General features: G+C 58.5%; 24 protein-coding genes. 5 read left to right on the forward strand and 19 right to left on the reverse strand.

Annotation, left to right across the window (positions count from 1 at the left end):
* The first annotated feature begins 93 nt into the window (after nt 1–93).
* Genes C7378_RS05170 through C7378_RS05185 form a run of 4 tightly spaced genes read left to right on the forward strand, consistent with a single transcriptional unit; the run spans nt 94 to nt 2,938 of the window.
* Nucleotides 94–603, forward strand: coding sequence for a hypothetical protein (locus tag C7378_RS05170; RefSeq protein ID WP_131992938.1), 510 nt, complete (start codon nt 94–96; stop codon nt 601–603).
* A complete protein-coding gene (locus C7378_RS05175) occupies nt 600–1,073 on the forward strand; it encodes a DUF7665 family protein (RefSeq protein ID WP_131992941.1) in 474 nt (157 codons plus the stop codon). The genes C7378_RS05170 and C7378_RS05175 overlap by 4 nt, the downstream gene beginning before the upstream one ends.
* Nucleotides 1,074–1,116: 43 nt before the next feature.
* Nucleotides 1,117–1,539 carry a hypothetical protein gene (locus C7378_RS05180; RefSeq protein ID WP_131992944.1) on the forward strand — a complete coding sequence of 141 codons (423 nt, stop codon included), beginning with the start codon at nt 1,117–1,119 and terminating at the stop codon, nt 1,537–1,539.
* A gap of 34 nt (nt 1,540–1,573) precedes the next feature.
* Entirely contained in the window at nt 1,574–2,938 is a 1,365-nt protein-coding gene (locus C7378_RS05185) for a thiamine biosynthesis protein ThiF (RefSeq protein WP_131992947.1), read from the forward strand.
* 48 nt (nt 2,939–2,986) lie between these two features.
* On the opposite strand, the gene mobF is transcribed toward C7378_RS05185, so the two are convergent.
* The 8 genes from mobF to C7378_RS05225 all read right to left on the reverse strand — a co-directional run bounded on the left by mobF (nt 2,987) and on the right by C7378_RS05225 (nt 13,388).
* On the reverse strand, nt 2,987–6,643 hold the full coding sequence (gene mobF / locus C7378_RS05190) for a MobF family relaxase (RefSeq protein ID WP_131992950.1): 3,657 nt from the start codon (nt 6,641–6,643) through the stop codon (nt 2,987–2,989).
* Nucleotides 6,644–6,646: 3 nt separating this feature from the next.
* Nucleotides 6,647–8,704 carry a type IV secretion system DNA-binding domain-containing protein gene (locus C7378_RS05195; RefSeq protein ID WP_131992953.1) on the reverse strand — a complete coding sequence of 686 codons (2,058 nt, stop codon included), beginning with the start codon at nt 8,702–8,704 and terminating at the stop codon, nt 6,647–6,649.
* Nucleotides 8,685–9,098: a plasmid mobilization protein gene (locus C7378_RS05200; protein WP_131992956.1), complete on the reverse strand. Its 414-nt coding sequence runs from the start codon at nt 9,096–9,098 to the stop codon at nt 8,685–8,687. The genes C7378_RS05195 and C7378_RS05200 overlap by 20 nt, the downstream gene beginning before the upstream one ends.
* Before the next feature lie 199 nt (nt 9,099–9,297).
* The gene (locus C7378_RS05205) at nt 9,298–9,624 is read right to left on the reverse strand and encodes a hypothetical protein (protein WP_131992959.1); all 327 of its coding nucleotides are present in this window, start codon (nt 9,622–9,624) and stop codon (nt 9,298–9,300) included.
* A 23-nt stretch (nt 9,625–9,647) separates the two neighbouring features.
* The gene (locus tag C7378_RS05210; protein ID WP_131992962.1) at nt 9,648–10,595 is read right to left on the reverse strand and encodes a RepB family DNA primase; all 948 of its coding nucleotides are present in this window, start codon (nt 10,593–10,595) and stop codon (nt 9,648–9,650) included.
* A gap of 100 nt (nt 10,596–10,695) precedes the next feature.
* Nucleotides 10,696–11,073, reverse strand: a complete 378-nt coding sequence (locus C7378_RS05215) for a single-stranded DNA-binding protein (protein ID WP_131992965.1) — start codon at nt 11,071–11,073, stop codon at nt 10,696–10,698.
* Nucleotides 11,074–11,616: 543 nt separating this feature from the next.
* Nucleotides 11,617–12,585 carry a TadA family conjugal transfer-associated ATPase gene (locus C7378_RS05220; protein WP_131992968.1) on the reverse strand — a complete coding sequence of 323 codons (969 nt, stop codon included), beginning with the start codon at nt 12,583–12,585 and terminating at the stop codon, nt 11,617–11,619.
* On the reverse strand, nt 12,582–13,388 hold the full coding sequence (locus C7378_RS05225) for a VirB8/TrbF family protein (RefSeq protein WP_131992971.1): 807 nt from the start codon (nt 13,386–13,388) through the stop codon (nt 12,582–12,584). The genes C7378_RS05220 and C7378_RS05225 overlap by 4 nt, the downstream gene beginning before the upstream one ends.
* On the opposite strand from C7378_RS05225, the gene C7378_RS17825 reads away from it, so the two are divergent.
* Nucleotides 13,366–13,548 carry a hypothetical protein gene (locus tag C7378_RS17825; RefSeq protein ID WP_207901353.1) on the forward strand — a complete coding sequence of 61 codons (183 nt, stop codon included), beginning with the start codon at nt 13,366–13,368 and terminating at the stop codon, nt 13,546–13,548. The genes C7378_RS05225 and C7378_RS17825 overlap by 23 nt on opposite strands.
* A gap of 14 nt (nt 13,549–13,562) precedes the next feature.
* Here the strand turns inward: C7378_RS17825 and C7378_RS05230 are convergent, their stop codons facing one another.
* From C7378_RS05230 to C7378_RS05280, 11 genes are all read right to left on the reverse strand, one after another.
* Nucleotides 13,563–14,486 (reverse strand): type IV secretion system protein, encoded by a 924-nt coding sequence (locus C7378_RS05230; RefSeq protein ID WP_131992974.1) that lies wholly within the window; start codon nt 14,484–14,486, stop codon nt 13,563–13,565.
* A gap of 21 nt (nt 14,487–14,507) precedes the next feature.
* On the reverse strand, nt 14,508–14,756 hold the full coding sequence (locus C7378_RS05235) for a hypothetical protein (protein ID WP_131992977.1): 249 nt from the start codon (nt 14,754–14,756) through the stop codon (nt 14,508–14,510).
* 11 nt (nt 14,757–14,767) lie between these two features.
* Complete coding sequence (locus C7378_RS05240; protein ID WP_131992980.1) at nt 14,768–15,550, reverse strand: hypothetical protein; 783 nt, start codon at nt 15,548–15,550, stop codon at nt 14,768–14,770.
* 232 nt (nt 15,551–15,782) lie between these two features.
* The gene (locus C7378_RS05245; RefSeq protein WP_131992983.1) at nt 15,783–16,016 is read right to left on the reverse strand and encodes a hypothetical protein; all 234 of its coding nucleotides are present in this window, start codon (nt 16,014–16,016) and stop codon (nt 15,783–15,785) included.
* Nucleotides 16,017–16,029: 13 nt separating this feature from the next.
* Entirely contained in the window at nt 16,030–17,304 is a 1,275-nt protein-coding gene (locus C7378_RS05250) for a TraB/TrbI/VirB10 family type IV secretion system protein (protein WP_131992986.1), read from the reverse strand.
* Between the two features lie 2 nt (nt 17,305–17,306).
* Nucleotides 17,307–18,140: a TrbG/VirB9 family P-type conjugative transfer protein gene (locus tag C7378_RS05255; RefSeq protein WP_131992989.1), complete on the reverse strand. Its 834-nt coding sequence runs from the start codon at nt 18,138–18,140 to the stop codon at nt 17,307–17,309.
* A gap of 23 nt (nt 18,141–18,163) precedes the next feature.
* Nucleotides 18,164–20,533 carry a VirB4 family type IV secretion system protein gene (locus C7378_RS05260; RefSeq protein ID WP_131992992.1) on the reverse strand — a complete coding sequence of 790 codons (2,370 nt, stop codon included), beginning with the start codon at nt 20,531–20,533 and terminating at the stop codon, nt 18,164–18,166.
* Nucleotides 20,514–20,777, reverse strand: a complete 264-nt coding sequence (locus tag C7378_RS05265) for a VirB3 family type IV secretion system protein (RefSeq protein ID WP_131992995.1) — start codon at nt 20,775–20,777, stop codon at nt 20,514–20,516. The genes C7378_RS05260 and C7378_RS05265 overlap by 20 nt, the downstream gene beginning before the upstream one ends.
* Nucleotides 20,778–20,792: 15 nt before the next feature.
* Nucleotides 20,793–21,161: a hypothetical protein gene (locus C7378_RS05270; protein ID WP_131992998.1), complete on the reverse strand. Its 369-nt coding sequence runs from the start codon at nt 21,159–21,161 to the stop codon at nt 20,793–20,795.
* A gap of 384 nt (nt 21,162–21,545) precedes the next feature.
* On the reverse strand, nt 21,546–22,016 hold the full coding sequence (locus C7378_RS05275) for a helix-turn-helix domain-containing protein (protein ID WP_207901354.1): 471 nt from the start codon (nt 22,014–22,016) through the stop codon (nt 21,546–21,548).
* Complete coding sequence (locus tag C7378_RS05280) at nt 21,976–22,329, reverse strand: type II toxin-antitoxin system HigB family toxin (protein ID WP_131993001.1); 354 nt, start codon at nt 22,327–22,329, stop codon at nt 21,976–21,978. Before C7378_RS05280 ends, C7378_RS05275 begins: the two co-directional genes overlap by 41 nt.
* Nucleotides 22,330–22,492 lie beyond the last annotated feature (163 nt).

Genomic DNA, 22,492 nt, shown 5'->3' on the forward strand with positions numbered 1-22,492 from the left:
CTTTCCGGTTTGTGCTCCCACTCGCGATCAAGAGAGTGAAGGGACGATGCAGGCAATCCCGCCTAGCACCTCGACCCCTAAGGAGTACTAACCATGGCAATGATTGATGTCTTCTATCAGGGCGAGCAGCTAGGAGAGGTCCAGCATCTGGCGCTCGAAGGTAGTTCCACGTTTGGTGTGCTGCAGGCGGCCGTCCGCGAAAAGCACGGTATCGTCTACGAAACCTTTCTCTTTCTCGAAAACGGCGAAGAGGTCATCGAGGAGCTGGTCTGCATCGCGGACCATGCCCGCGGTGGCAATCTCAAGGTCCATGTACACCGTTGCCGCCACGTTGAGGTTACGGTTGGCTTCAACGGCCGCGTGGTGGAGCACCGCTTCTCTCCTGCCGCCACGGTGGCGAAGATTAAGCGGTGGGCCGCAGAAGAGAAGTTCGGCATGACCCCGGAAGAAGCAGGCGAACATGTCTTGCAGATCGCCGGGACGCATGATCGCCCTGCACCTGGAACCCATGTAGGGGCCCTCACCGATGGGCGGGTCTGCGGGGTTGCGTTCGACCTGGTCCCGGACGAACGGGTCAACGGAGCGAGCGAGGCAGGCGCATGATCGGCCCCGACCAACGTGCGTTCGAGGCGGACATAGCGAAAGCCGTGTTCCGCCTCGGCGTGGCCGAAGGCCGGTGGCGATGGATCTCGACGGCGTGGCCCCTTGTCTTCCTGGAGGTGGCGGCACGAGACGGTCTCTGGCACACGCTCCGCTTCAACTGCTCCGGGTACCCTCAGATCGCTCCGACGGCTGGTCCTTGGGACATGGCGAGCAATGCGATCCTGCCGTTCGACCGCTGGCCACGCGGCAACGGAGGACGGGTCACAGCGGTCTTCCGCACCGACTGGAAGAACGGAACAGCGCTATATCTGCCGTGTGATCGAGAGAGTATTGCCGGTCATGACAACTGGCGAGTGCAGATGCCGTCGAAAATCTGGCGCCCAGAGGATGGGCTCGTTCAATATCTGGAGCTTGTGCATGAACTTCTCAATAGCCGCGACTATGTACCGCCTGTTCGCACCACGGCATAAGATCTCTTGTTCGTGGTCGCTATGGCGACGCCTCTGCAAGGACTTGCGCCTTCGCGGTCAGAACCGCACGCGAGAGAGCGGAGCCTTCCTTTTAGGCAACGTCGTGGAGGGCCGGAGGCGGATTGTCGACTACGTCTTGTACGACGATCTGGATCCGCACTGCCTCGACACGGGAATCGTTCGGTTCGATGGCCGCTACTTTAGCGAGCTATGGTTTCACTGCCGAACGCACAACGTGACGGTGGTAGCCGATATACACGTCCATCCTGGCAGCGCAAACCAAAGCGGATCGGATAAGGCAAACCCCATGATCTCAATGAAGGGTCATGTTGCTTTCATCTTGCCCAACTTCGCAGCGAAGCCGCATTCCCGTCGCAACCTCGGTATCTATCTGTACGAGGGAGCCAAGCAATGGACCACCATCCCAGGAGCGCAACGCAATGCTTTCTTCCAAATCGGACTCTGAAGCACAACGGCGAGAACGGACAAGCCCAGACGGGTTGCATCGTCTCGTGAAGCAGCTGATGGACAACGGCACCGCGGCCACGGTGGCGGAAGCTGAGGCAATCTTCCACGGATACAAGCTGGTGATCGGCTACGAGCCGGACGATATGGACGAAGCCGGTCAGCAATCGATCTTGCTTACGTGCGTGGCTTTGGCGAAGCGTGTGTTTTTGGGCGGCGTCACGGTGGTCGGAAATCTCTCCGCAGTCCAGAAGACTCCTCTTCCACTCAGCCGCACTCTCCGGGATGCCGTTTTATCTCTTGGCGCTGCGGTCGAGCCCGAAGACCGGTCCGGTTCATTGCGAATCCTGATCGGTCGAGCACCCGCTCCCACGAGTGGATTTGCGGTTCGCGCAGTGGCGTCAGGCTGGCGTGGAGGAATTGTCCCAAGCAACAGCCCTCATGTGCTGCGCGGTTCGAGCCCAATTCCGCCCGCAGCCATGCTGGCTGCCGCACTTGCCGTGAATGAAGCATTTCTCCATGTCAACGGAACCGCACCCGTAGCCGGTCGACGATCGCTCGGTCTGTCCTTGTGGAATCTCGAAGCTGAGACAGATTGGCTTGTTGACGATCCTTCTGAGCCTCCATTGACCTACCTTCCATCCTCAGTCTGGTTGATCGGACTTGGACACCTTGGACAGGCGTACCTTTGGGGTCTTGGATTGCTGCCGTATGCAGACGCGCAAACCCTCAAACTGGTTTTGCAGGACACGGATGGAGTCACTCCCTCAACGGAGAGCACATCGATTCTCACCGACACCTCGATGGTCGGACAGAGGAAGACCCGGGTGCTGGCGTCCTGGGCAGAGCGCCGCGGCTTCCAGACTGAAATACAGGAACGGTTGTTCGGGGCGTGGATAAAAAGACAAAATTTCGAGCCAACGGTCGCGCTCTGCGGTATCGACAACGCGCTCGGTCGCAGAGCTCTGGATCAGGCGGGTTTCGATCTCGTCCTGGAGGCTGGCTTAGGCCGGGGACACCGAGACTTCCGAACCATGCGCATTCATTCTTTTCCCGGGAGCCGTTCGAGCGAAGAGATCTGGACACGGACCGACGCAGTTCGCGAGGACACAACGCAGCAAGCGGCGTATGGGGATTTACTGAAGAAGGGCGCCTTGGATCAGTGCGGGATCACGCTGCTGGCGGGGAAAGCCGTCGGTGCACCATTCGTGGGCGCTACTGCGGCAGCACTCGTGTTGTCTGAGCTACTTCGGGTACTTCACGGAGGGATTTTGAACCAACTGATCGATGTCGACTTGTTGAGCTTGGAGCACCGGGCCGTAGTGCCGAATAGAATCTCCTTTCATGAGCGCAACCTAGGATTCGCAACGGCGCGTAGGCCTTCTGGCTATCAGAGTTAACGCTTGCGCTGTGGCGGGCATGATCGCAAGTACTGACCGCTGAGAGGATCAACGTCCTCTGCTGAAAGCTTCGACGGCAATCTCCGGTACAGGGACAGAGATGTGGGGAGCTATTTCCGGCTGCACTCCGGGAGCGGGAACTTCAAGTCCAGGCATGGTCTTTTCCTGAGCCATGCGTTGGTTGTCCGATGTATAAAGGGTGAGGTCGCGGGTTTGTCCGGAGAGCCGTGCCAAGCCCTCCTGCATCTGCGCGAGTTGTGCCGCGTCGCCGCTGACGATGACACGCTCGATGCCACGCTGCGGCACGCGATCGGAAGTATAGCCGTAATCGATATGACAGGCCTGCTCTTCGGAGAGCGCCACAGACTTGCCTTGGTCACTGCGAACAGTCAAGGAATGATCCTCTCCGATGCGTTCGACGGTGGCGAAGACGCCTTTGCGGATGCCAAACTCTTGCGCCGTCGCGGTGAAGCGGATGCGCTCACCTTCGGAGATGTCGCGTGTCTCTTCCCGGAAGACATGCGCATGGTTGGTCAGACCTCTCACCAAAGCCGGGTTGTAGCTGGCTTCGTTTCCATCCAGAGAGCCCACGGTGAGCCGGTTGGCTTTCGCATCAACGGAGAGTACAGTGACGGCACTGTTGTCCGCGATGCCGAGTTCGGCATTGCCTACCTTGTAATGAATCTGGTCCCCAGCCGCATAGTTGGCCGCAAGACGAGGATTGCCAAAGCGCTGTTCGACCCGCGCGGGAAGCTGATGGCTTTCTGTGGAGAGCCGCCCCTGCTGGCGCAGCTCATCACGAATGAGTTGTGTCAGTTCCTTCCGTTCAGTGGCATCCGGCGCGACAACCACGACGCTATCCTGCTGCGAAGCATAAGCCAGTGCGACAGCGGCTAAGCGATGTTCTGAGCTGGCATACTCATGAACGCGTCCATTCTGTTGGAGGATGCTAGTGGCCATTGCAGGAGCGTTCTCGCGGAAAGCAGAGACGGCACGTTCGACCTCGCTTCTCTTCGAGTGGTCTGAGAGGTCGATGGCTGCCGTTTTTGAGATATCAGTGGCGAGACGTTTGCCTAGACGCGCGGCGTCGTTGGTATAGATCTGGGCGTCGTGCGAGGCACGTGAGATCGCGACATATGCCAGCCGCGTGTTCACCAAACCGCGCGGCGCTTCGGTATCGAAGTGAGCCAGCACACGCTCCGATGTGAGTCCCTGAGAGCTATGCGATGTCACAGCATAGCCATGATCGAGCTGGCGAACCTGCTCTGTGTCAAAGGTGAGCGTGCGCTTTTCCTTGCCATCTATCCGCACCGTCATCTTTCCTTCGTCGATACGTTCGATGGTGGCAAGATCGCGGTTGGCGACCTTCGACTCTTTCAGCGGAGCGGTGAACTGGATGCGATCGCCCGTCGCGAATTCGCGGTCCTGCTCGCGGAAGATGTTGACACCACGCAAGCGGCGAGGATCGTAGGCTACAACGTCTCCATTTGCCCGCTCGACCGTCAACAGGTTTGCCTTAGAATCGACAGCCCTAACCGTAGTGAAGCTGCCGCGCTTGATGCCAAGTTCCTTGCTGCCAGTGTTGTACTGAACAACGTCGCCGACGCTGTACCGCGCCGCCCAGGTACGGTCGGCTCCCGTCATATCGGAACGATGGGACAGCGTGCGAAAGACCTTCCCGTCGTCTTTCAACTTGCCCGTCTGCAACAACTCGGCCCGGATAGCCTCGTTGATCTCCTGACGGCTTTTGTTGTCGGGTGAGACGACGAGTGTGTTCTCCGGTCTGGCCGCATAATCCTTGGCGATAGCGGCGATGCGGTCACGCCGATCCGGCATCTCGGTGATGCGGCCCTGCTCCTGAAGCAGGGTAATGCCTTGCTCGGTTTCACTCTTCGCAAGATGCTCGACGGCTTTCAAGAGCGCAGGATCTTTCTGGCGCATAATGCGGTCAAGCTGGGCAGTCCGCATCCCGGCCTCCTGCATCTGCTGGAACGGGCGACCGGCGTCCACGCCCTGGTGTTGTGCGGTGTCGCCGATGACCAGCACGCGATCCTGCGGCTGCAATTTGTGCAGGAAGTCGCGCATCTGTTTGGTGCTGGCAAGGCTCGATTCGTCGAGCATGTACAGGTGACGCGGCTGCTGCTCATGGGATACGTCCGCCTTCCGGGCAAGGAAGCTCTGCAAGGTGGAGGCTTCAATTCCGGCCTCGCGAAGTTGTGCCGCTGCGCGCGACGTTGGCGCGAATCCTTCTACCGCGTACCCACTTTTCTCCGCACCCTCACGGATGGATGAGAGCACTGAGGTCTTGCCTGAGCCTGCGCGCCCCTCCAAGCCATGGATACGATCGGGCGAGTTCAAAACCTCTTCGATGACTCGCTTCTGGGAGTCATTCAGGAAGTCGCGCGACTGTGCCTGACGCTGTGCGTCTTCGGCACTCATGATCGGCTGGACGGTGTTCTTGGCGGCGCGAACGTAGTCGATGTTAGAGCGTTCAGCGGCGATCGTTTCTGGCGTGGTGAAGCGGGGGCTGGAGGCATGTTTGTGGGCTTCCACCGAGAGGAAGTCGCCGCGATGCTGCCGCGCTTCGAACTCGGCGCGGACCTGGGGATAGGTGGTGTTACCCATGCCGCGGCGCAAGGCATCACGCAGCAAAAGGCGCTCGTCCAGCACAGCCTCGCGCTCATACAAGCTGCTGCGAACATAGGTGACGGCCTCTCGCGCATGAGCGACACGGTCGGGGTTGTGGCTCATCGTCTGCGCCCGTTCACGTGCTTCAGCCACGATGCGCTGTGGTTGGTTGCCGTACTCGGCGGCAAGCTCCCGATGCGCCGCCAGGACCTCGGCAGGTGTCATCGTGTGCTTCTTCTCGCGAGTGGAACGCGCCGCGATCTCCGCCGCCTCTGGCCCCGATACGCCACGCTTTTCCATCTCTTCCTTGATCCTCTCGCGGCGCAGGCTGGAGGCTTTCAGGTAATCGGCGGAATAGGACTTGATTTCGGGAGCACCGCTCTCACCGGGCTCGATCTCATATCCCAGCGAACGCAGCCGGTACATCAACTCCGATTGGTAGACTGCCGTGACGAAGTTCTGGCTTTCAAAGAACGGCTGCTCCTGCAAGGCCCGCGTTGCCCCGTCTGCTCGTTGGGTCACATTGAAGATGACGGCATGGGTATGAAGCTGCGGAGCAGCGTAGCCATCGACTGGACGGGCGGTGTCATGCTCGAACTTCGCGGCCAGGAATCTGCCCGTCTGTTCGGCTGGTTTATTCCCGCCTAGACGTGCGTGCGTGTACTTCTCCAACTCATCCAATGCCACGGTGACCGCCGCACGATGGGCTTCGCGGATACGGTCATCGCCGCCCACTAACGCGGTCAACGAGACAGACTTCGTCGGCGCAAACATCGCATCCCAGCCGGCACGGTGAGCCACGGCCTTCGTTGTAGACCCATCGGGATTCGTGTATTCCGTAGCAATCCGATGACGCACCATCTGCTCGCCAGTCACCGGATGCTGGCCTTCCGTGAGGCGGGAGAACTCCAGTGCGGAGACCTCACCGGAGACGCCCATGGACTCGGCGAGCTTACCCTGCCATTCGCCTTTCACCTGATCGCCCTGAGCGTAGTAGCTCTGGGTCGGCGAGGTGTAATCGAGCTTGTGATACGTCTGCGCCTGCGCGGCGTTCAACGGCTTGGAGATGTCGAGCATGGCCTACGTCTCCCGGATTAGATCGGGGCCTAATGCCTGTTCTTCTTCCAGCTCATCATTCTCTGAAGGCGTAGGTATTAGCTCTTGTGCCTGCTGCACGGCGGCGGGCGTAGGCCACGCTATCGGGACACGCTCTTTGTCGTGCGGTCCGTCGCTCTCGGTCGCCGGAGGCGTGTCTTCCTGCTCCGGCGATTCGTGCTCGGAGATGGACGGTGATTGATTTTGCTCCAACGTATCCGGGTTAAAGCGGAGTCCGCCTGCGGTCTTCCGTGCCAGGAAACCGGGTGTCGGTGTGGGCAGGTCCATGTAGTCGAAAGCGAACCGCGCCACGCTGTTGCCCAGTTTGAGATAGGCATGTCTATCATCGAGGCCGGATATCTCCGAACCCATGACCAACGGTTCGATCTGACGCTCGACGGTGAAGTTGTGGCCGGAGCGCGTGCCGTCGAACTTCGTCTCCTTGAGCCGCTCAATCTCGACCTTGCCAATGGCTTCTGATATCCACTCCGCGGCCTTCGGCTCTGCGGTTTTCATGAAGATCTTCGTAGCAGGCTGGGACAGCATCACCTCAGCAAGGTGACCGTAGATAACTTCAAGCTGTGCCTTACCCTGGAAGCCAAGGATCAGCGGATTCTTGGATTTCCTGTTCTCCGTGATGGCGGTATGAAGCTGGGGCAACCGCTGCAAGCTGGCCAGCTCATCAATGACAAACCATACCGGCTTCTGATCGGGTTGCGGTGCTGTCAGCAGCCGCATTACGAGCAAGTCAATCCAAAGCGAATGCAAGGGACGCAGGGTGTCTCGTTCCGGCGGACGCGAGGTGATGAAGATCCATCCTTGACGTGTCTTCGACCAGGTACGCGCGTTCCAGACGGCGCGTTTTTCGTCACGCTCCGGCAGCATACGAAACGACTTTGCGACCAATCCAAGCGAAGACAGAACACCCGCTCGCTGAGGTCCTGCCTTCCTGTCGATGTAGAAGGCCATCTCTGTCCCATCCACCATCTTCATTAGCTCGGTGTCGCTCGACATCCACGCGGCAAGCTGGTGCGGTGTAGGGCCACGCTTCAAGAGATGAGCGAAGATCTGCGCAGGCGTTTCGTGGAAGAACTCATCGACCTTATCGGTCTTCGGTGCATACAGAGACGTGGCGATTGCGTAGGCTTCATCTTCCGACTCCAGCTCTTGTGCCGGCCCCCAATAAGGGCATCGGGCATCGAGCGGATTGAGAACGATATCTCCGCGCTTGGCATCGTAGAACCGTTGTATGTATTCGCAGGCCGGGTCATAGACAATGGCCGAATCTCCCCGGCCTCTAATCTGGCGAAGGCATTGCATGATGAGTTGCGTCTTGCCAACTCCTGTATCGCCCATGAGCTGGAGATGCTGCGCTTCCTTATGAAGTGGAATCCGCATCATGCGACCGGATTCCGTGGTCTTGAAACCCAAGCCATCGCCCTTCTGCGCATTATTGAACTCGGTCGGATCGAGCATGCGAGGACCGCGAAGGACGCGGCCATACTTCATCTCTTTAAAGCGCCGAATGTCTCTCGGAACCGCCAATGCAAGCAACAATGCGAGGCAAAGCCCGCCTTCCAAGAAGTTCACGACGAACATTTGCCATGGGCTCTTGCGATCAAAAATGACGTCACGCAGCCAGCGATACATCGAAGCGTCCGCCAACTTCGCGACGGGGCCACGGAAGGGGAAACGATAGCCCTGCGCCTGAGCAAGTGCCGCCAGTGCGAACGGCATCTGCTTGCCATCAGGCAACCTCATCTCTCCTTCGGCAAAGTCGATGGGCAGAGCAAGACGAGGCTTGGCTTCCAAACCGCCGAGGTACAGAAGCCGATAGCTCCCATGCGCATGGAAAGTGCTACCAACAGCCGCGCGGACATAGTCGGTCATGTATGCCTTCTGCAGTGGCGGAAACTGAACCGCATACCGCTCCCAGGCAAAGAACAGCGTCAGCAGGAACGCTCCCGCAATGGCGCAATAGCTCATCAGCGGAACGTGTAGCGGCCAGATGATCGTCTCTTTTCTACCCCACTGTGTTGCCATCGGAGGTCTCCTTTCCGGCTTGCTGGGTGTACTGCTGCATGACCTCCTGCGCGGCCTTGTGCTTCTCCTTCCGCACCATCGTCATGGCCTCGGTGATCCACGCGGCGGAGACCTTCTCACCAAGTGCGAGCGGCTTGAGAAGGTTCACAAGCAGCATCCGCGTGGCGATCAGTTCGGTGAAGACTGCATCACCAGAACCGCGGCGGGCCTCTCGTAGGAGTGTGTCCCGCGACCATTCGCTGAGTGATTGTCCGCAACGCCGAGCGGCCTCCTGTAGTTCCTGTTGCTCTGCCTGGGTAACACGCGCGTTCGCCATTCGGTCGCGCCCTGCGCGTCCGATAGACCGAGCAAGCCTGCTCTCGATAGGCGCGAAGGTTCCCTGAAGCGCATTCATAGGTCCTCCTCAATGTGCGTAAACAATAGTTTTCGGAAGGAACACAGTTGTTTACGCATCGGAGCTAAGCTCCTCAAAAACAAGCGCGTAAACGGTTGTTTTCGTACTTCCTCAAAACACGCCCATCAGAGGGATGGAGTGTCAATCTTCTTCCGGTGCGCAGCACCGCTGTGGCCTTGCCACAGATGTAGGAGCGGGATCATGCCTTCGATCCCGCCGCAGTTGCAGGTGCTTGTGGTGTCGATGCTGCAGAGGTTACGGGCTTCTTTGCGCCCGGCTCCGCAGCATCGGTGCCGTTACCGCGACGAACACGAAGTGTCGGGGTGATCCGCTGTGCTTCCGGAGTACGAAGGAACTCCTGGAACTCGCGATCTTTGGAGAAAACATAGGCGAGTGCCTGTTCGACAACATCGTTCGCGGAAGCCTTGATGAATGCCGCGTACTGATCGACCTGCGTTGCTGTCGAATCGGTAAGCCGAATGGAAGCGCTGAGGTGTTTGGTTTGGACGACTTCAAGTAGTGGCATTTCGTTCTCCTTTGGTAATGGGTTTAGGCAATCTTTAGGCGTGCGACTATGCGTTGTGCCTTGGTCGCAATTTCCCACGCACGAGCGCAGCAAAGTGCAGCGGGAAGCTCTGCTTCACAGCGAACTTTCAGCATCGTGATGACATCCTCGATCGGCGCTCCGTCGAGCAGCCATTGACGAGCTGAAGCGACGTCAATCGTCCGTTGCACGTAGTACAGCGGATTGGGCTTGTCAGAGCGGCGCGACGCCAGCTCCTGCGTCAGCTTGCCGGCGTCTTTGCCTTGGGCGAGCTGAAAGCAAGCCCAGGCCCAATCCTGTTCGGAATGGGTGTCTTTATGGCCGGAGGACAACCGTGCGTTCCCGCAAAGCGGGAGCATGGCGAAAGCCGGAGCGTCCGGCAACCGAAAGTCCGTAGGGCTGTAGGTGGCGTCGGACGGGTATTCGACCGCGACGGAGTAAGCGGGAGAATACTTCCGGTTCAGAAAACCGGGAATGCGAAGCACCCGGTTGCAGTCGGTGCAAGCGGGATCGCCGCCGAAGGCGAATGCGAGCCGCTTGAGAGTCTCTTCCTGCTGAGCAAAGTCGAAGCCTGCCACCCGCCAGAGCACCTGGTACTTACCCGGCGACGTGGAGAGGATGGCGACCGGAACGGGCAGGCCATCCGGTGCCTGGAGCGCGGCGAGACGGGCATCGCCATCCTCATCAATGTCCAAGTACAAATGCCGGACTGAAGCGATGCTTTCCTTGGTGCGTTTCCGGCTGCCACCGCGTAGCGGATTGGCAGCCACATAGATGTTCGCGCCGTGATGATTTTCATGCGCGAGCCAGCCGAGGTAACGAGGCGCGAGCGTCTGTTCTAAGGTAACGATGCGTTGCTGCGTTTTCGCGGGGCTCTCCGTGCGCAGCAGGAGAGCAATCGTCGAGCCATGAGCGAAGCTCCGAGTGAGAAAGTCTTTGGCAACTTCATTCATCGAACCACCTCCATTCGCTTTTCATTGCGAGGCCATGTCAGGGGTTTAGCAGTCGAAGAAGTCCGGCTCGATGCCGGACTCTTCGGTGAAAGGAAGGGGCCTATGCGGCCACTTCCTCCTCGGTGAGCTCTTCGTCGTCTTCCACGGCCGCCTTGGCGGCGCGATCCAGCTTGAGAATCGAGCTCACTCGAACCTCCCAAACCGTCTGCTCCGAATCGGTCTTGGTGCTGGTGTACTTGCGGCTGCGGTACTCGCCCTCGATCAGGATGTGAGCGCCCTTGGTCAGCTTGGCGGCGAACTCTCCGAGCTTGCCGAAAACGATGCAGCGGTGCCAGTCGGTGTGCTCGATGTACTTGCCGTCCTTCTTGTAGGAGGACTTGGTTGCGAGGGAGAGAACGGTGAGGCTGCGGTCGTCGTTGGTGCGAACTTCTGCGTCGCTGCCTAGGAAACCGATGAGGGTGACTTTGTTGGTGTACATGGTGGTGATCTCCGTTTCGTTGTATTTCCCGTATCCTGCTCGGGTCACCCTTCGCGAAGCGAGCGAGTGGGCCCGGCTCCCAAGTGCCAAGGAGTGCTTTCTTGGTGGGACCCGGAAAAAGTTTGTGCGGCGTTCGTTGCCGCGGCATTCAAACTTTTTCTGGGAGGAACCGAGACCCCGAAGGGACGCTGTAAGCGAAGCAGAACGACGCCGTGCCGCAGGGCGCCGGTATGGCCCCGAAGCGTGAACCCGAAGCAGAGGACGGGATACGCACGGAAGGCACCCATATTCACCGAAGTCACCCCTACCATCCCTGCGACGGAATGCTCCACCTACCGCAGCCGCGTGTGGCCCTACAATGTCCGGGGGGAAGGACGGCTTCGAGCACACCGATTGGCCCGCGTACCACAGCATCTCGGCAGGCGGGATTGCCAAGCTAGTCGCTTCTTGAGACAAGTTGGGCTGTGCAGCCGCAAGAGCCGCATGAAAGACCATCGGAGTGACCTCGGTTCGGGTTGGGATTCTTAGGTGGAAGCCTGCGCGTCAGGCATCGGAAGCACGATAGACCTCCTCCGTCTGGAAGCATTGCTCCGCATGACTGTATCCAGAGACCGTAATCAGTTCCCGGATGCGTCGGCGGCCTGTGACATCGCGTTCGCAGTGCAACACAAAGTCCACGGCTTTGCCGGTCTGCGACCGGACAAATGCCTGATCCAAATTCGTTCTGGCACTCAGGGCCATGTCCGCGAGTCTGTCGAGCGCATCAAGAGCCGAATCCGCGTGCAACGTCGAGAGTGTTCCGCCGTGCCCGGTGTTCATGGCCTGCAGCAAGTCGTAGCCGCATTCGTCGCGAATCTCGCCCATGATGATCCGGTCGGGACGATGGCGCAGAGCCGCCGCAACAAGCTGGCTTGGCGTGACCGCTACCTGACCGGGGATCGCCGCAACAGCCTCCCACCGAACCGCGTTGGGATGAGCCACCTTCAACTCAGCAGGTTGCTCGATCACGACGAGCCGTTCGCACAGCGGAACATGATCCAAGAGCGCCTTCATCAACGTGGACTTACCCGACCCCGTTCCGCCGCTGATGATGCCGTTCTTACGCTTAAGAATCAGGTTGACGACATCATCGCGAACAATGGCCGGAAAGCTGCCCGCAGCTACCAGCTCATCGCTGGTGAACCAGCGATTGAATTTGCGGACGGTCAGCGTCGGCCCGTTGATCGATGAAGGAGAGCCGACGACCGCCACACGCGACCCGTCTGGCATACGGGTATTCAGGATGGGATTCTGTTGCGTGAGGTCCTGCCCCAGGATGCGAGCAACGCGCTCAATTGCGGCCTGTAGCCGATCATTCGTGTAGGGCGTGGAGAGCGGAATATGCTCGACCACGCCGCCTTTATCGGCGAACACTCCCGTCGTTCCGTTAATCATCAAGTCCGAGATGGACGGGTCCACGAGGAGCGCCCGCAACTCCTCGGGAAAGAACGGGAGTATCAGCTCGAAGCTCATCGCGTTGCTCCGGTGACGGGCTGGGCGATGGCGTTGGGGCTTGCGCTTGCAGTACCAGGCGCAACGATGTCCACCGAGACGCGGTTCTCGTGGAACTCGGTGATCGTCAGGCCCAACGGGTTGATGAACTCATACTGCGGGTAAATCTTCGCCTGATCGCTGACCTGCATCGGGTTGAGGTAGTAGGTGACAGAAGCAAGCCAGTGCTCCGTACGGGGCTCGTGTGAGTGCTCTTCGGAGAAGATCTTGTCGAAGGTCACCAGCGCCGTTCCACGCGCAATGCGGACTCCTTCCACCATCTCCTCCGACATCGCCGTGATGGTAACGTTGCGGACCTGGACGTCACTCGATTCCACCTGTCCGGCGGTCACTTGAGAGACGAGGTGAGCCTGGTTGTCAGCTCCCATGAGCTGCGCGGCAAGCGGGCCCGAAAGAAAGTAGTAATTTAGCGGATACTTCTTCGCAATCGTCTCGCGATTGATGGTGTAACGATAGTTCGCCCAATCGGTGACATAGGTGCGGACCTCGCCCTCACGCGGGCTGTAGTTCAGATCGGTGTACTGGATCGCCTGCGCGCGTCCCATCTCGTCGATGCGGATGTACCGATTCGCAATCGGGCGATGGGCCAGGGAGAAGTTCAGCCACATGGAACCGCAGAGCAATACCGTTCCGCAGCCGATGATGAGACGGTAGGCTTTCCGCTCCGCATAGTGCGAGGAATAGACTTCGTTCCCGACCTGGTCGGCGAGCAGCGATTGCTCCGGCGTAAGGGAGCGGTCAATGAGTACTGTGTTCGTGGACATGGGGGCTGTTGCTCCTTTCCGAGACGGCTTTCAGGACTACGTAGGCGTAGATGAAGCCCGCGATCAGCACACCTACACACAAGAGCAAGAAGAGTGGCCGGGCGACCCGCCGCACCGTGCGGCTGTTCGAAGCGAGGTTCCCGGAAACAAGTGCGGTTAGAAATGCCCAGATGTTCATGCTCCGCCGCCTTTCATGGCCAACATACTGCCGAGACTTCCTGCTGCCATTGGAGCAGCGGACGTTAAGCCCGCCGCGCCGCCGAAGATAGCCTGCGTCATGCTCGGAATGAACAGCATATTGATGATGAAAGCCACGAAAATCATTAAGCAAGGAATGAGATTGGCAATCCACATATCCATCGAGTAGTTGCCGTTGAAGGTCTGCTGAAGAAAGCCGTTCATGAAACCGGCCCAGACGTAGATAAACGCGGCTGCCACAGCGCGAATCATGGCGAAGCTAATAAGGACATCAAGGAAATGGAAGAACTTGGCTTTGAAGGTCTGCGTCATGAGCAGCGGCACGAATACAGGACCAAACAAGGCGGTCACGCCATAGAGGATGAAGGCGCTGCAATTGATGACGAAGAGAATGGCCGATGCTAAGCCAAGCATGATCTGCACCAACACATAGCAGAGGATCTGAACGGGGGCCGTAAACGACGGCATGGAGGTGCCATCACCGGCGGTCTTGAGGAGTTGCAAGAGCTGGTCCAACGAGTGCTGGTCGAAGGCTGCGCCCATCGCCTGGGCGATGTAGCTGAAGAAGTGATTGATACCGAAGCTCGCGCCCGGGAATGGGTTCACCCAATAGTTCAATAGCAGGCTGCAGACGATCAACTTCAGGAGGAAGTGTGTGAGGTCGCCGGCACGGACGGGGTGATGGTGCAAGCGGAAGGTCATCGTACTGGTGTTCCAGTTGATGACCATGTTTACGAGGGTGAAGAGAGCGATGGCGCTTAGCTCTGTCCAACCGAACTGAGTGAGCGCGCCGCCGTTTTGCGTCGTAAGGTTCGTCAAGTTGTTGGTGAACTGGTAGAGCCAGTCCATACCTGAGCTTGCGGACGGCAGTGCTTGTGCGAGAACGATAGCGGCGCTCATCTTGATCTCTCCCGGATGGGGTTATGGAAGGTAGCTCTTCCAGGTCTTGCTTTCATTGCCAGCAGCGGAGTTGTGCTTCTTCTTGTCTTCCTCGACCTTCTTGCGAAACGCCTCATCTTCCTTCCGGCGTTGTTCTGCGTCACGCTGTTGCTGTTCGAGAATGGCTGCCGCCTTGGCGGCCTCATGGCGTTGGTAGATCGCGGCGCTGGCGATGGTAGCCAGCACCGCAAGGATTGCAATCAACAGTTTCGTGTTGAGGAGTTTCAGCATGGCTCTCCCGGTTACGGCAGATATGTCTGCCAGGTGCTGTCTTCGCTTGCCGCGCTCATGTCGTGCGTGGCATGTTGCGTCTGCACGAAGACCGCCGTGTTGAGGTCGGTCGCTGCCGCGTTCCTCTGCTGCATGTTCGTTACCGCCATCTCTGACGCAAGACATGCCTGTAATGTGCCCTGATTCTGCATTTCGGACATACGTTGCACTTCGGCGGCGTTCAGCAGATTCAGTTGTTGAACCTCGCTATTGGTTGCGCTGGAGCCGTCAAGCTGGTTGGCTATCAGGGTGCTATTCGCGGTGGAGTTCTGCATCCTCGCCGACCGGTAGGCACCGACCGCTGTAATGCAGTCCGGCGATACCGAGTCCGACATTTCGATCATGGCCAGTTGTGCCATCTGTGGGCTGCCGAGCGTCTGGCCTTGGAGATAGGAAGACGCACTGGATTTCACAGGAACGGTGGCGGACTTCCAGCCCGTGCTGGAGGCCGTCGGTGAGTTCGTATTGAACGCAATCGACATGCCGTTGGTCTCGCCAAACATATTGGCGACATTCACGTTCTTCAACGCAGTCAGCGTGGTTTGCCACTGCTGCTTAAGGGAGAAGTGCTCAATGTTGTTCTTGAGCATGTTGTACTGCTGTGTGATCGTGGTGAGCTGCGACACCAGACTCGCGTAGCTCGTCGGATCGAAGACGATGTCGCCGATGCCGAAGAGTGCGAAGCTCGGCGTAGCGGTGAGCAGCAACGCCGCGCCTGTTATAAACCACTTACGATCTTTGGGGTTGAGTTTCATCGCGCCTCCTGCGATTGGGTTGAACTACATGCACTGCGGGCAGGTCGGGTCCAACCTGTCTAGGGGAAACGGAAGATGCACGCTGTGCTCGATGGCTTGGTGGGATTGGAGGTAAATCCACGCCAACGCATTGCGTCCGGTGTTGGTTGCCACTAGAGCAAGTACAAGCACAACAGCAACTACTGTTCCGAGAACTTCGGCACGCCACGTAGTAAGCGAACGAGTGACCATCTCAGTCCTCCTCCGCGAGTTGGCGAGCGACCCGGGGGATGATCGCCACCCACTTTGATCCACTGCGTTCGATAGCCTCCGCTATCGAGTAATCCGTCTCTGCCAGCCAATCAGCGCGGTTCAGCACAAGCGCCACAGCAACCCGCTCGCCGGTTGACTGAACCGCCCACGCTTCATGACCGCCGCGCGTGGCATCCGGCGATTTGCGGAGCAGATGTTCGTAACGTGCATTCATAGCGGCTCCTTTGTCAGAGCGTGGGATCGACGCGATGCTCCGCGTAGGAAGGGATCAGGATGTCGCGCCCGATATAGACACGCGCACGCGAGCCTTCTTTCAGCGTGATAACCGGAAGCCGATTGAGGAAGTGATTGAGCACCTGTTCTCCCTCGGCGGCTGTTTGCTCGGAGATGCCGTTGCGGATCTGAGTGGAAGGCGTAAAGACACTTCCGTTGTTTCCGATCTGAGCGAGGCCGCCTAGTCCTCCTATTGCTGCGGCAGCTCCGAAGGCCATCAGATAACCGTGGTCAACCTTTGTGGCAAGTCCGGTCGTCCCGATCTGGTCGAGGCCAAGGTATTTGTCGAAGTCGAGGGAGAAGCCATCCGGACACACAGCACGGTGAAAGGTGACGAACATCTTCCGTTGCTGCGCATTGCCGACGCTCTGCACGGTGCCGATGAGCCGCGTACCCTGTGGCATCAAGAGCTGTTGGTGGTCGTGCGAGTAGTAGTCCGTCGTCAGCATGACGAGGATCGGGCCGGACAAGCCGCCGTCAATATGGTTCGTGACGACGCCTTCGAGAACGGTGCCTTCAAAGACTCGATAGAGGCGGCCCTGATACTGATCGAAGGTGTATTGGCCCATGGGATCGGATTTACCGGCTTGCAGGGATGCAGCATCGACAGAGGCCGGCCTGCCTGCGGTTTCCTCAGCTTTGGCCAACTCTGGCGCTGCCTGCTTTTCGGAAAGCACAGCGGTGGGAGCGCCTGGTGAACCGGCATGAGAGAAATCAATCGCGACCGTGTCGCTGTTAAGAGCATCCTGCTGTTGCTTCTCAATGGCGAGGCGTTTCTGCTTTGCTTCCGCCTGGGCCTCGGAGAGATTCGAGGTGTGCTGCGGCGCATTGGCGCTGCCGCCATAGATGGAATCGCGCTGTGCCGCGGTCATCGGTGGCGCGGTGTTCGATTCCGGCCCAGGAATGTTCTGCTCCTGTTGGAGTTGCTGCATCGCATCCGCAAGAGCTTGCTGCCGCTGGCGCTCTTCCGCATCGTGACGAGCCTGCATCTGTTGCTGGGTCTCAAAGCTGGACACCTGCTGCGCGTTCGGCGTCGTCGGACTCATCGTGAGCGCGCTCTTTGGGGCAGCCTTCTTGTTCCCGCTCAAGAGACTTGATACGTTTGCGATCCCGATCAAGGCCACGATGACGACAAGAGCGATGACCACAGGCATACTCTTCCGCAAGGGCGGCTTCGATTCCGGCTGGTCCGGCACGGTCGCGTGGGTATTGTTGTCGAGTTCTGCCATGACTACCTCCCCTCGGTGGTGCGGTGGAAGTCCACCCGCTGCTTGCCAATGGCGAGGTAGCCGCTATCGACCTGCTTGGGAATCGTGTACAAGCCATTGGCGAAATCGAAGTTGATGAGGGATGGCTTCTTGTCCTTCACCTCATAGAGGGCAGGCGTCTCCTGGAACTGGCCGCGCAAATACGTGAACTTGTCGTCGCGCCAAATCTGCTGCAGGCCAAGTTCTTTGCCTTTCTTCTCATCCCATGCGTAATCGAAGTGAAGTGAGCCGGGATACTGGCTGCGATAGGTTTCTTCCTTCGTCTGCTCGGCTTTGAGCGTCGCCGCCTGCGCCGCTTGGGCCGCGGCGGCATCCTGCTTAGCTTTGTCGAGGTCTGCTGCAGGCACGAACACCGGCAACTGCGTCAGCTTCTCTTTGGCTGCCTTGTCGCCTGGCTCAATGAGCACCGTCGAGTCATAGTGGGCATCATCGTCAGCGGAGACCTCACGCAACTCAAGGGTGTACTCGTTGCCATGATCAGAGACGATGTGAATGTCCGTCGCTGTGTGGGCCGTCTTGGGCTTCACGCTGATAAAGCGCGAGGCCACATGCCCGCCATCGAACACCCAATCCACCGTGTCACCGGCAAAGACATTCGCGACCTTCTCTTCAGCAGGCAGGACAATCAATGTCGATTGCAGCAGGCCGGCACGAATCACGGGTGGAGTCTGTGACTCCGAAACTGTGACCGTGCGCGGCGCATTGGGCTGAAGCGGATGCGTCGGCCCAGCAGCATGCAGGGAGACCGAGGCCAGTGCGAGGTGGAGAGCTACGACGACGAGGATAGGCGGCTTCATGTGTTCTGTCCTTTCTGTGTGAACTACTCCGTCTCACCTTCGGCAAATCGGGAGATGCCCTCGGTGAGTCCGTGTTTGGCAATCAACTTCGCTCTCCGAACACGGTCCTTGGGTTTGGTGGAGAACGTGGCGTAGCTGCGACTGTCGAGATTCAGGCGGATTACCTTGGTCAGCCCATCGCGACGCATGTACAGCGCCTCACGATCCTGCAAGCTCTCGAAGAGAGCGAGCTGCTGCTCGTTCATCTTGAATAGCTCGGCATAGCGTTTGCGATTGAAGGTTGCGTCTCGCAAGAAGAGGAAGGATGTGCAGGAGTTCACGATCGAGTCAGCGTTAGCACCCAGGTCTTCGGCGGACTGACCGATCATGGTGACGCCGCCAAGGTTCTTCCGAACCGTCTTGATGGAAGCAAGGGCTGCTTCCAGAAGTTGACGATTCTTCATCGAAGAGAAGATCTCCTCGATAAGGATGTGCTTGGGCACCCCGAGATTGGCGGGGTTGAATAGCACATCATTGATGCGGCGCAGGAGCCACACCATCAGCGGCTCGATCAGGTCTGCGTACTGTGCATTGTTGACGCCCTGGAAATCAAAGCATTGCACGCGCGATAGAGACAAGCTGTCTTCGACGTTGTCGAATACCGCGCTGTAAACGCCGCGGCCCACCCACTTCGACAAGTAGCGATCTAGCTTCTTCGGCAGAAAGAGGTTGGACAGGCGACGATTCTCAGGGTCAAGCAGGTACATATCCTGCACGGCCTTGTGGATCACATCGTCGTCTTCCGGCTCAAGCTCCGCGCCGCCGTTTGTGAGCAAGAGCTTGATGAAGGTGTAAAGGAACTGAATGTTGCTCTCAGTAGGCTCCAGCGTGAACGGATTCACGCGTGGGCCGTCTTTCCCGATGCGGTCTACACGGCCTCCGTACAGTTCGACGACGCTCTCATAGCTCCCGCCGATGTCGAAGATGTAGGTGAAGCCGCCGTACTTCTGCTCATGCGCAATGGTGTTATTGCCCAGCACGGACTTGCCGGAGCCCGTGGGCCCGAGGATGAGCTGCACACGAACGCCGTCCACGTAGGCATCCTGAAAGAATGGCGTGCCCGTGCGTGTCTCGAAGACATTCAGGTACTCGGCATCGAGGTCGTCCGAACGAGGATGACCAAGATTTGGCGCAAAGATGGAGGACAGCCGTGCATGATGATCTTCGCCTAGCCACATCGGGAAGACATTGAACTTCCCGTTGCCTGGGAATAGTGCATAGAACGCAGACAGGTTGCCTAGCGTCTCCTCCATCACTTGGGCTCGTGCCTCCACAAAGACACGATGCACAGTCGGAGCGAGTGAGTGAAGCTCCGCTACGCTTTTCGCCGCGACCAGCAGGCGAAGTGAAAACTCTCCCTGGGCCTTCTTGTCGAGGGAGCGGATGACATCGCTCAGGTCATCGACCGCAATGTTGGCAGCTTTCGCTCCGGCTCCCGTATCAAGAGAGGCCGTGTCCTTGCCGGCCATCACGCGAGACAGCACACCCACTCTGAAGAAGCTGATGAACTTCTCCTGCTGGTCGATCTCATGGCGCGCTGTTGCCGTAGACTTCGGTCGCCACGTCGAGCACAGGATGCTGTCACAGTCGAGCTTGAGCAGGTCGTTGAATAGGCAAGGTCGTGACGCCTCGGGCGTCGTCTTCAACGAATACATCTGAACGAAGCGCCTGCCGATACGCAGATGATCGCTCTCCCATGCCACGGGAGCCTGCACGATCTGGCGATCAACGTTTACGCTTTCGCGAAGCTGTCCCCACTCCGCCCAGTCCTCAAGGTTGAAGAGATAACTGAAGAACTGGAAGGTGCCCTGCTGGTCTAGCAGACGCAGACCGATAGAACTGGAGAGATTGCCTGCGAGTAAGGCTGCCGTCTTCTCCAGTTCGGCGAGCATCCGTGACGTAGAGGCGGCATTCTCAGCGGGTTTGCGGTCGAAGGACTTCATCTTCGACGGCTCCAGCGTGAGGCACCAGTGCAGGTCAATCCGCCGGAAGCCAGCCGTTCTCTCCAAGAACTCAAGCCGGTTTGTAACGAACGTATGCGTGACGGGATTCGAATAGAGAGGCTGACGCGGGAGACCGTAGCCGGAGCGAACACGCGTGTACTGATACAAGCAAGTGCCTTCCGGTAGGCCACGCAGCGCACCCTCGATCATGCGCAGATGCGATTCAAGCTCCTGGTCGGTCAAGCCCTCTTCGTCTAGGCCGGAGAGTTGGAAGAGGCAGCCATAACCGCCGCCTTTCAGCGCAAAGATGTGGTCATTGACGAAGCGGGCTATCGGAACGATGCTGCACGCGGCACCGGCCTTTGCGAACCACGGAACGAATTGTGCCTGCTCAGTATTTACGCGGGTCATAGTAGCTCTTCTGGTTGAGGCTCAGGCCCCAGAGCTGAAGCATCTTTGGGTGTTTGCGGATGATGAGCCACGCAGCGCAAGCGAGCGTGGGAAAGGCCATCATCGCCAGAAGGCGAAACCCAACGAGGAAAACCGCAATGCAGACGAATACGATCGCCATCCATGCTGTAAGGTCGAGGCCGAGCTTGGCTCGGGGACGATTCAGCGCCTGATTGATTGCTTGCGGTTCTCCTCGCCTGGGCATAGCCGATGTCACCTCCTACATCGACTGCCCGGTCAGTGAACCGATCCATCCGGCTCCCCAACCGAGAACTCCAGCACCAAACAGCGCGCCGAAGAGTCCAGGAATGGCGTCCTGAAAGCGCCCTGACATCATGCGAATGCCGGCGAAGATAAGGCCGCCGAAACAGATGACCGCGCCAGCGTACATAGCGAAGGTCTTGAAGGTTCCCATCAGCGTTTGTGCCCCGGAGAAGTCCATCGTCCCTTGGGCGTGAGCAACGCCGGCGAATGTAAGGGCGACCAGAGTCGGGCCCATCACGCGCACGGCACGGAGTAGCGTCTGTCTTGAGAGGAGTCTTGCCCATCTCTGGATGGGCAGGGAAACGAGCCTGACTTTGATCTGCATTGGCACCTCGATCAACCGTGGATTCGGTTGCGATATGGGCAACGTAGAGCCACTCAGTTCATCGAGTCCAATAACTGCAAGAGAGTCACTTATTCATCGTGGTGATAAGCGTCAGTCCCGGGCGGGTCTGGCGGCGGTCTTCGAGGCTCTCGCGGGTATGGCTGAGCCATACGGTGCGCCCCCTGCATCGGATGAACTACAGCCGTTTGAAGATGGGTTTCCTGCTCCTCACGAGAGGGACTAGGTGGGTGTGCTTTGCGCAAGGCGCTTGAGGCAGAAGACAAATGGATTTTGCTGGCTGATCCAAGGCGCCGCACGGGAGCGATACTTGCCGGACTCAATACAAAAGGGGCCGACATTGTCGGCCCCTCTAGAACGTCTCGTTTATGCCTTGGCAAGAGTGGATTGCTTTGCTTTTTCCTTCTCTGCCACCAGCGCCTTCGGCCTGCTCTTAGCCTTCTTGGACCGACGGATAGATTTTGTGGGAAGCGGCGCGATCAGCAGATCGGCAGAGATCCCAAGACCGCCGCGGACGCGCCGCACCATGTCCAAGGTGAGAGGCCTTTTCCCAGTCAGAACTTCGGATACCCGTGCTCGACTTCCAATCATTGGCTCGAGATCCTTTCGGCTTAAATGCTCCTGTTCCATACGAAACAGGATGGCAGCGACCGGAGATGGAGCGTCGATGACGAAGTGTTTTGCCTCATAGGCATCAACGAGTGTCGCTAAAACGTCCAGTTCATCGCCTTCCGGAGTATTGGGGGCAGCACTCATCAGGGCTTCGATTCTCGCGACGGCTCGACGGTGGTCGTCTCTATTTCTTATCGGATGAATTTGCATATCTGTTTTCGTCATACGCTACCTCCTTGACATCAATCTTGTCGTACTCCTCGTGTGTCCCGAGCCACTTGATGAGCAGAATGCCGAAGCTGTAGTTGATCGCTACGACGAGCCTGTAGTCGTTCCCTTTGATGTTGAACACGACCCGCTCCGCAGAGATGATGCTGGCCGAGCTATATTGCGCCTTCAGCTCCGCGGATGTTTTCCAAGCCGCCTTCTCTGCTTCGGCGTACCAGGCGTCGAGATGATCCTTCACGATTTTCTGCTGTGCCTTGGGCACGCGGCTCTTGACGAAATCGTTCAGCGTGCCTCTGGCGATCACTCTCACAACCCCATCCTAACTCTGCTCCCACAGTGGGAGCAAGAGCGGAGAAAGAAGGTGCCGATCCCTCACGGTCGGCGCCCCTCAGCTCGCTGCAAAGTTGGTAGCATTTTGGTAGCAAATAGCGCCCAGAACGCCGGTTTTTAGCCACTCCTCCGACTCCTAACCC

It is taken from the genome of Acidipila rosea (assembly GCF_004339725.1).
Lineage (GTDB): Bacteria > Acidobacteriota > Terriglobia > Terriglobales > Acidobacteriaceae > Acidipila > Acidipila rosea.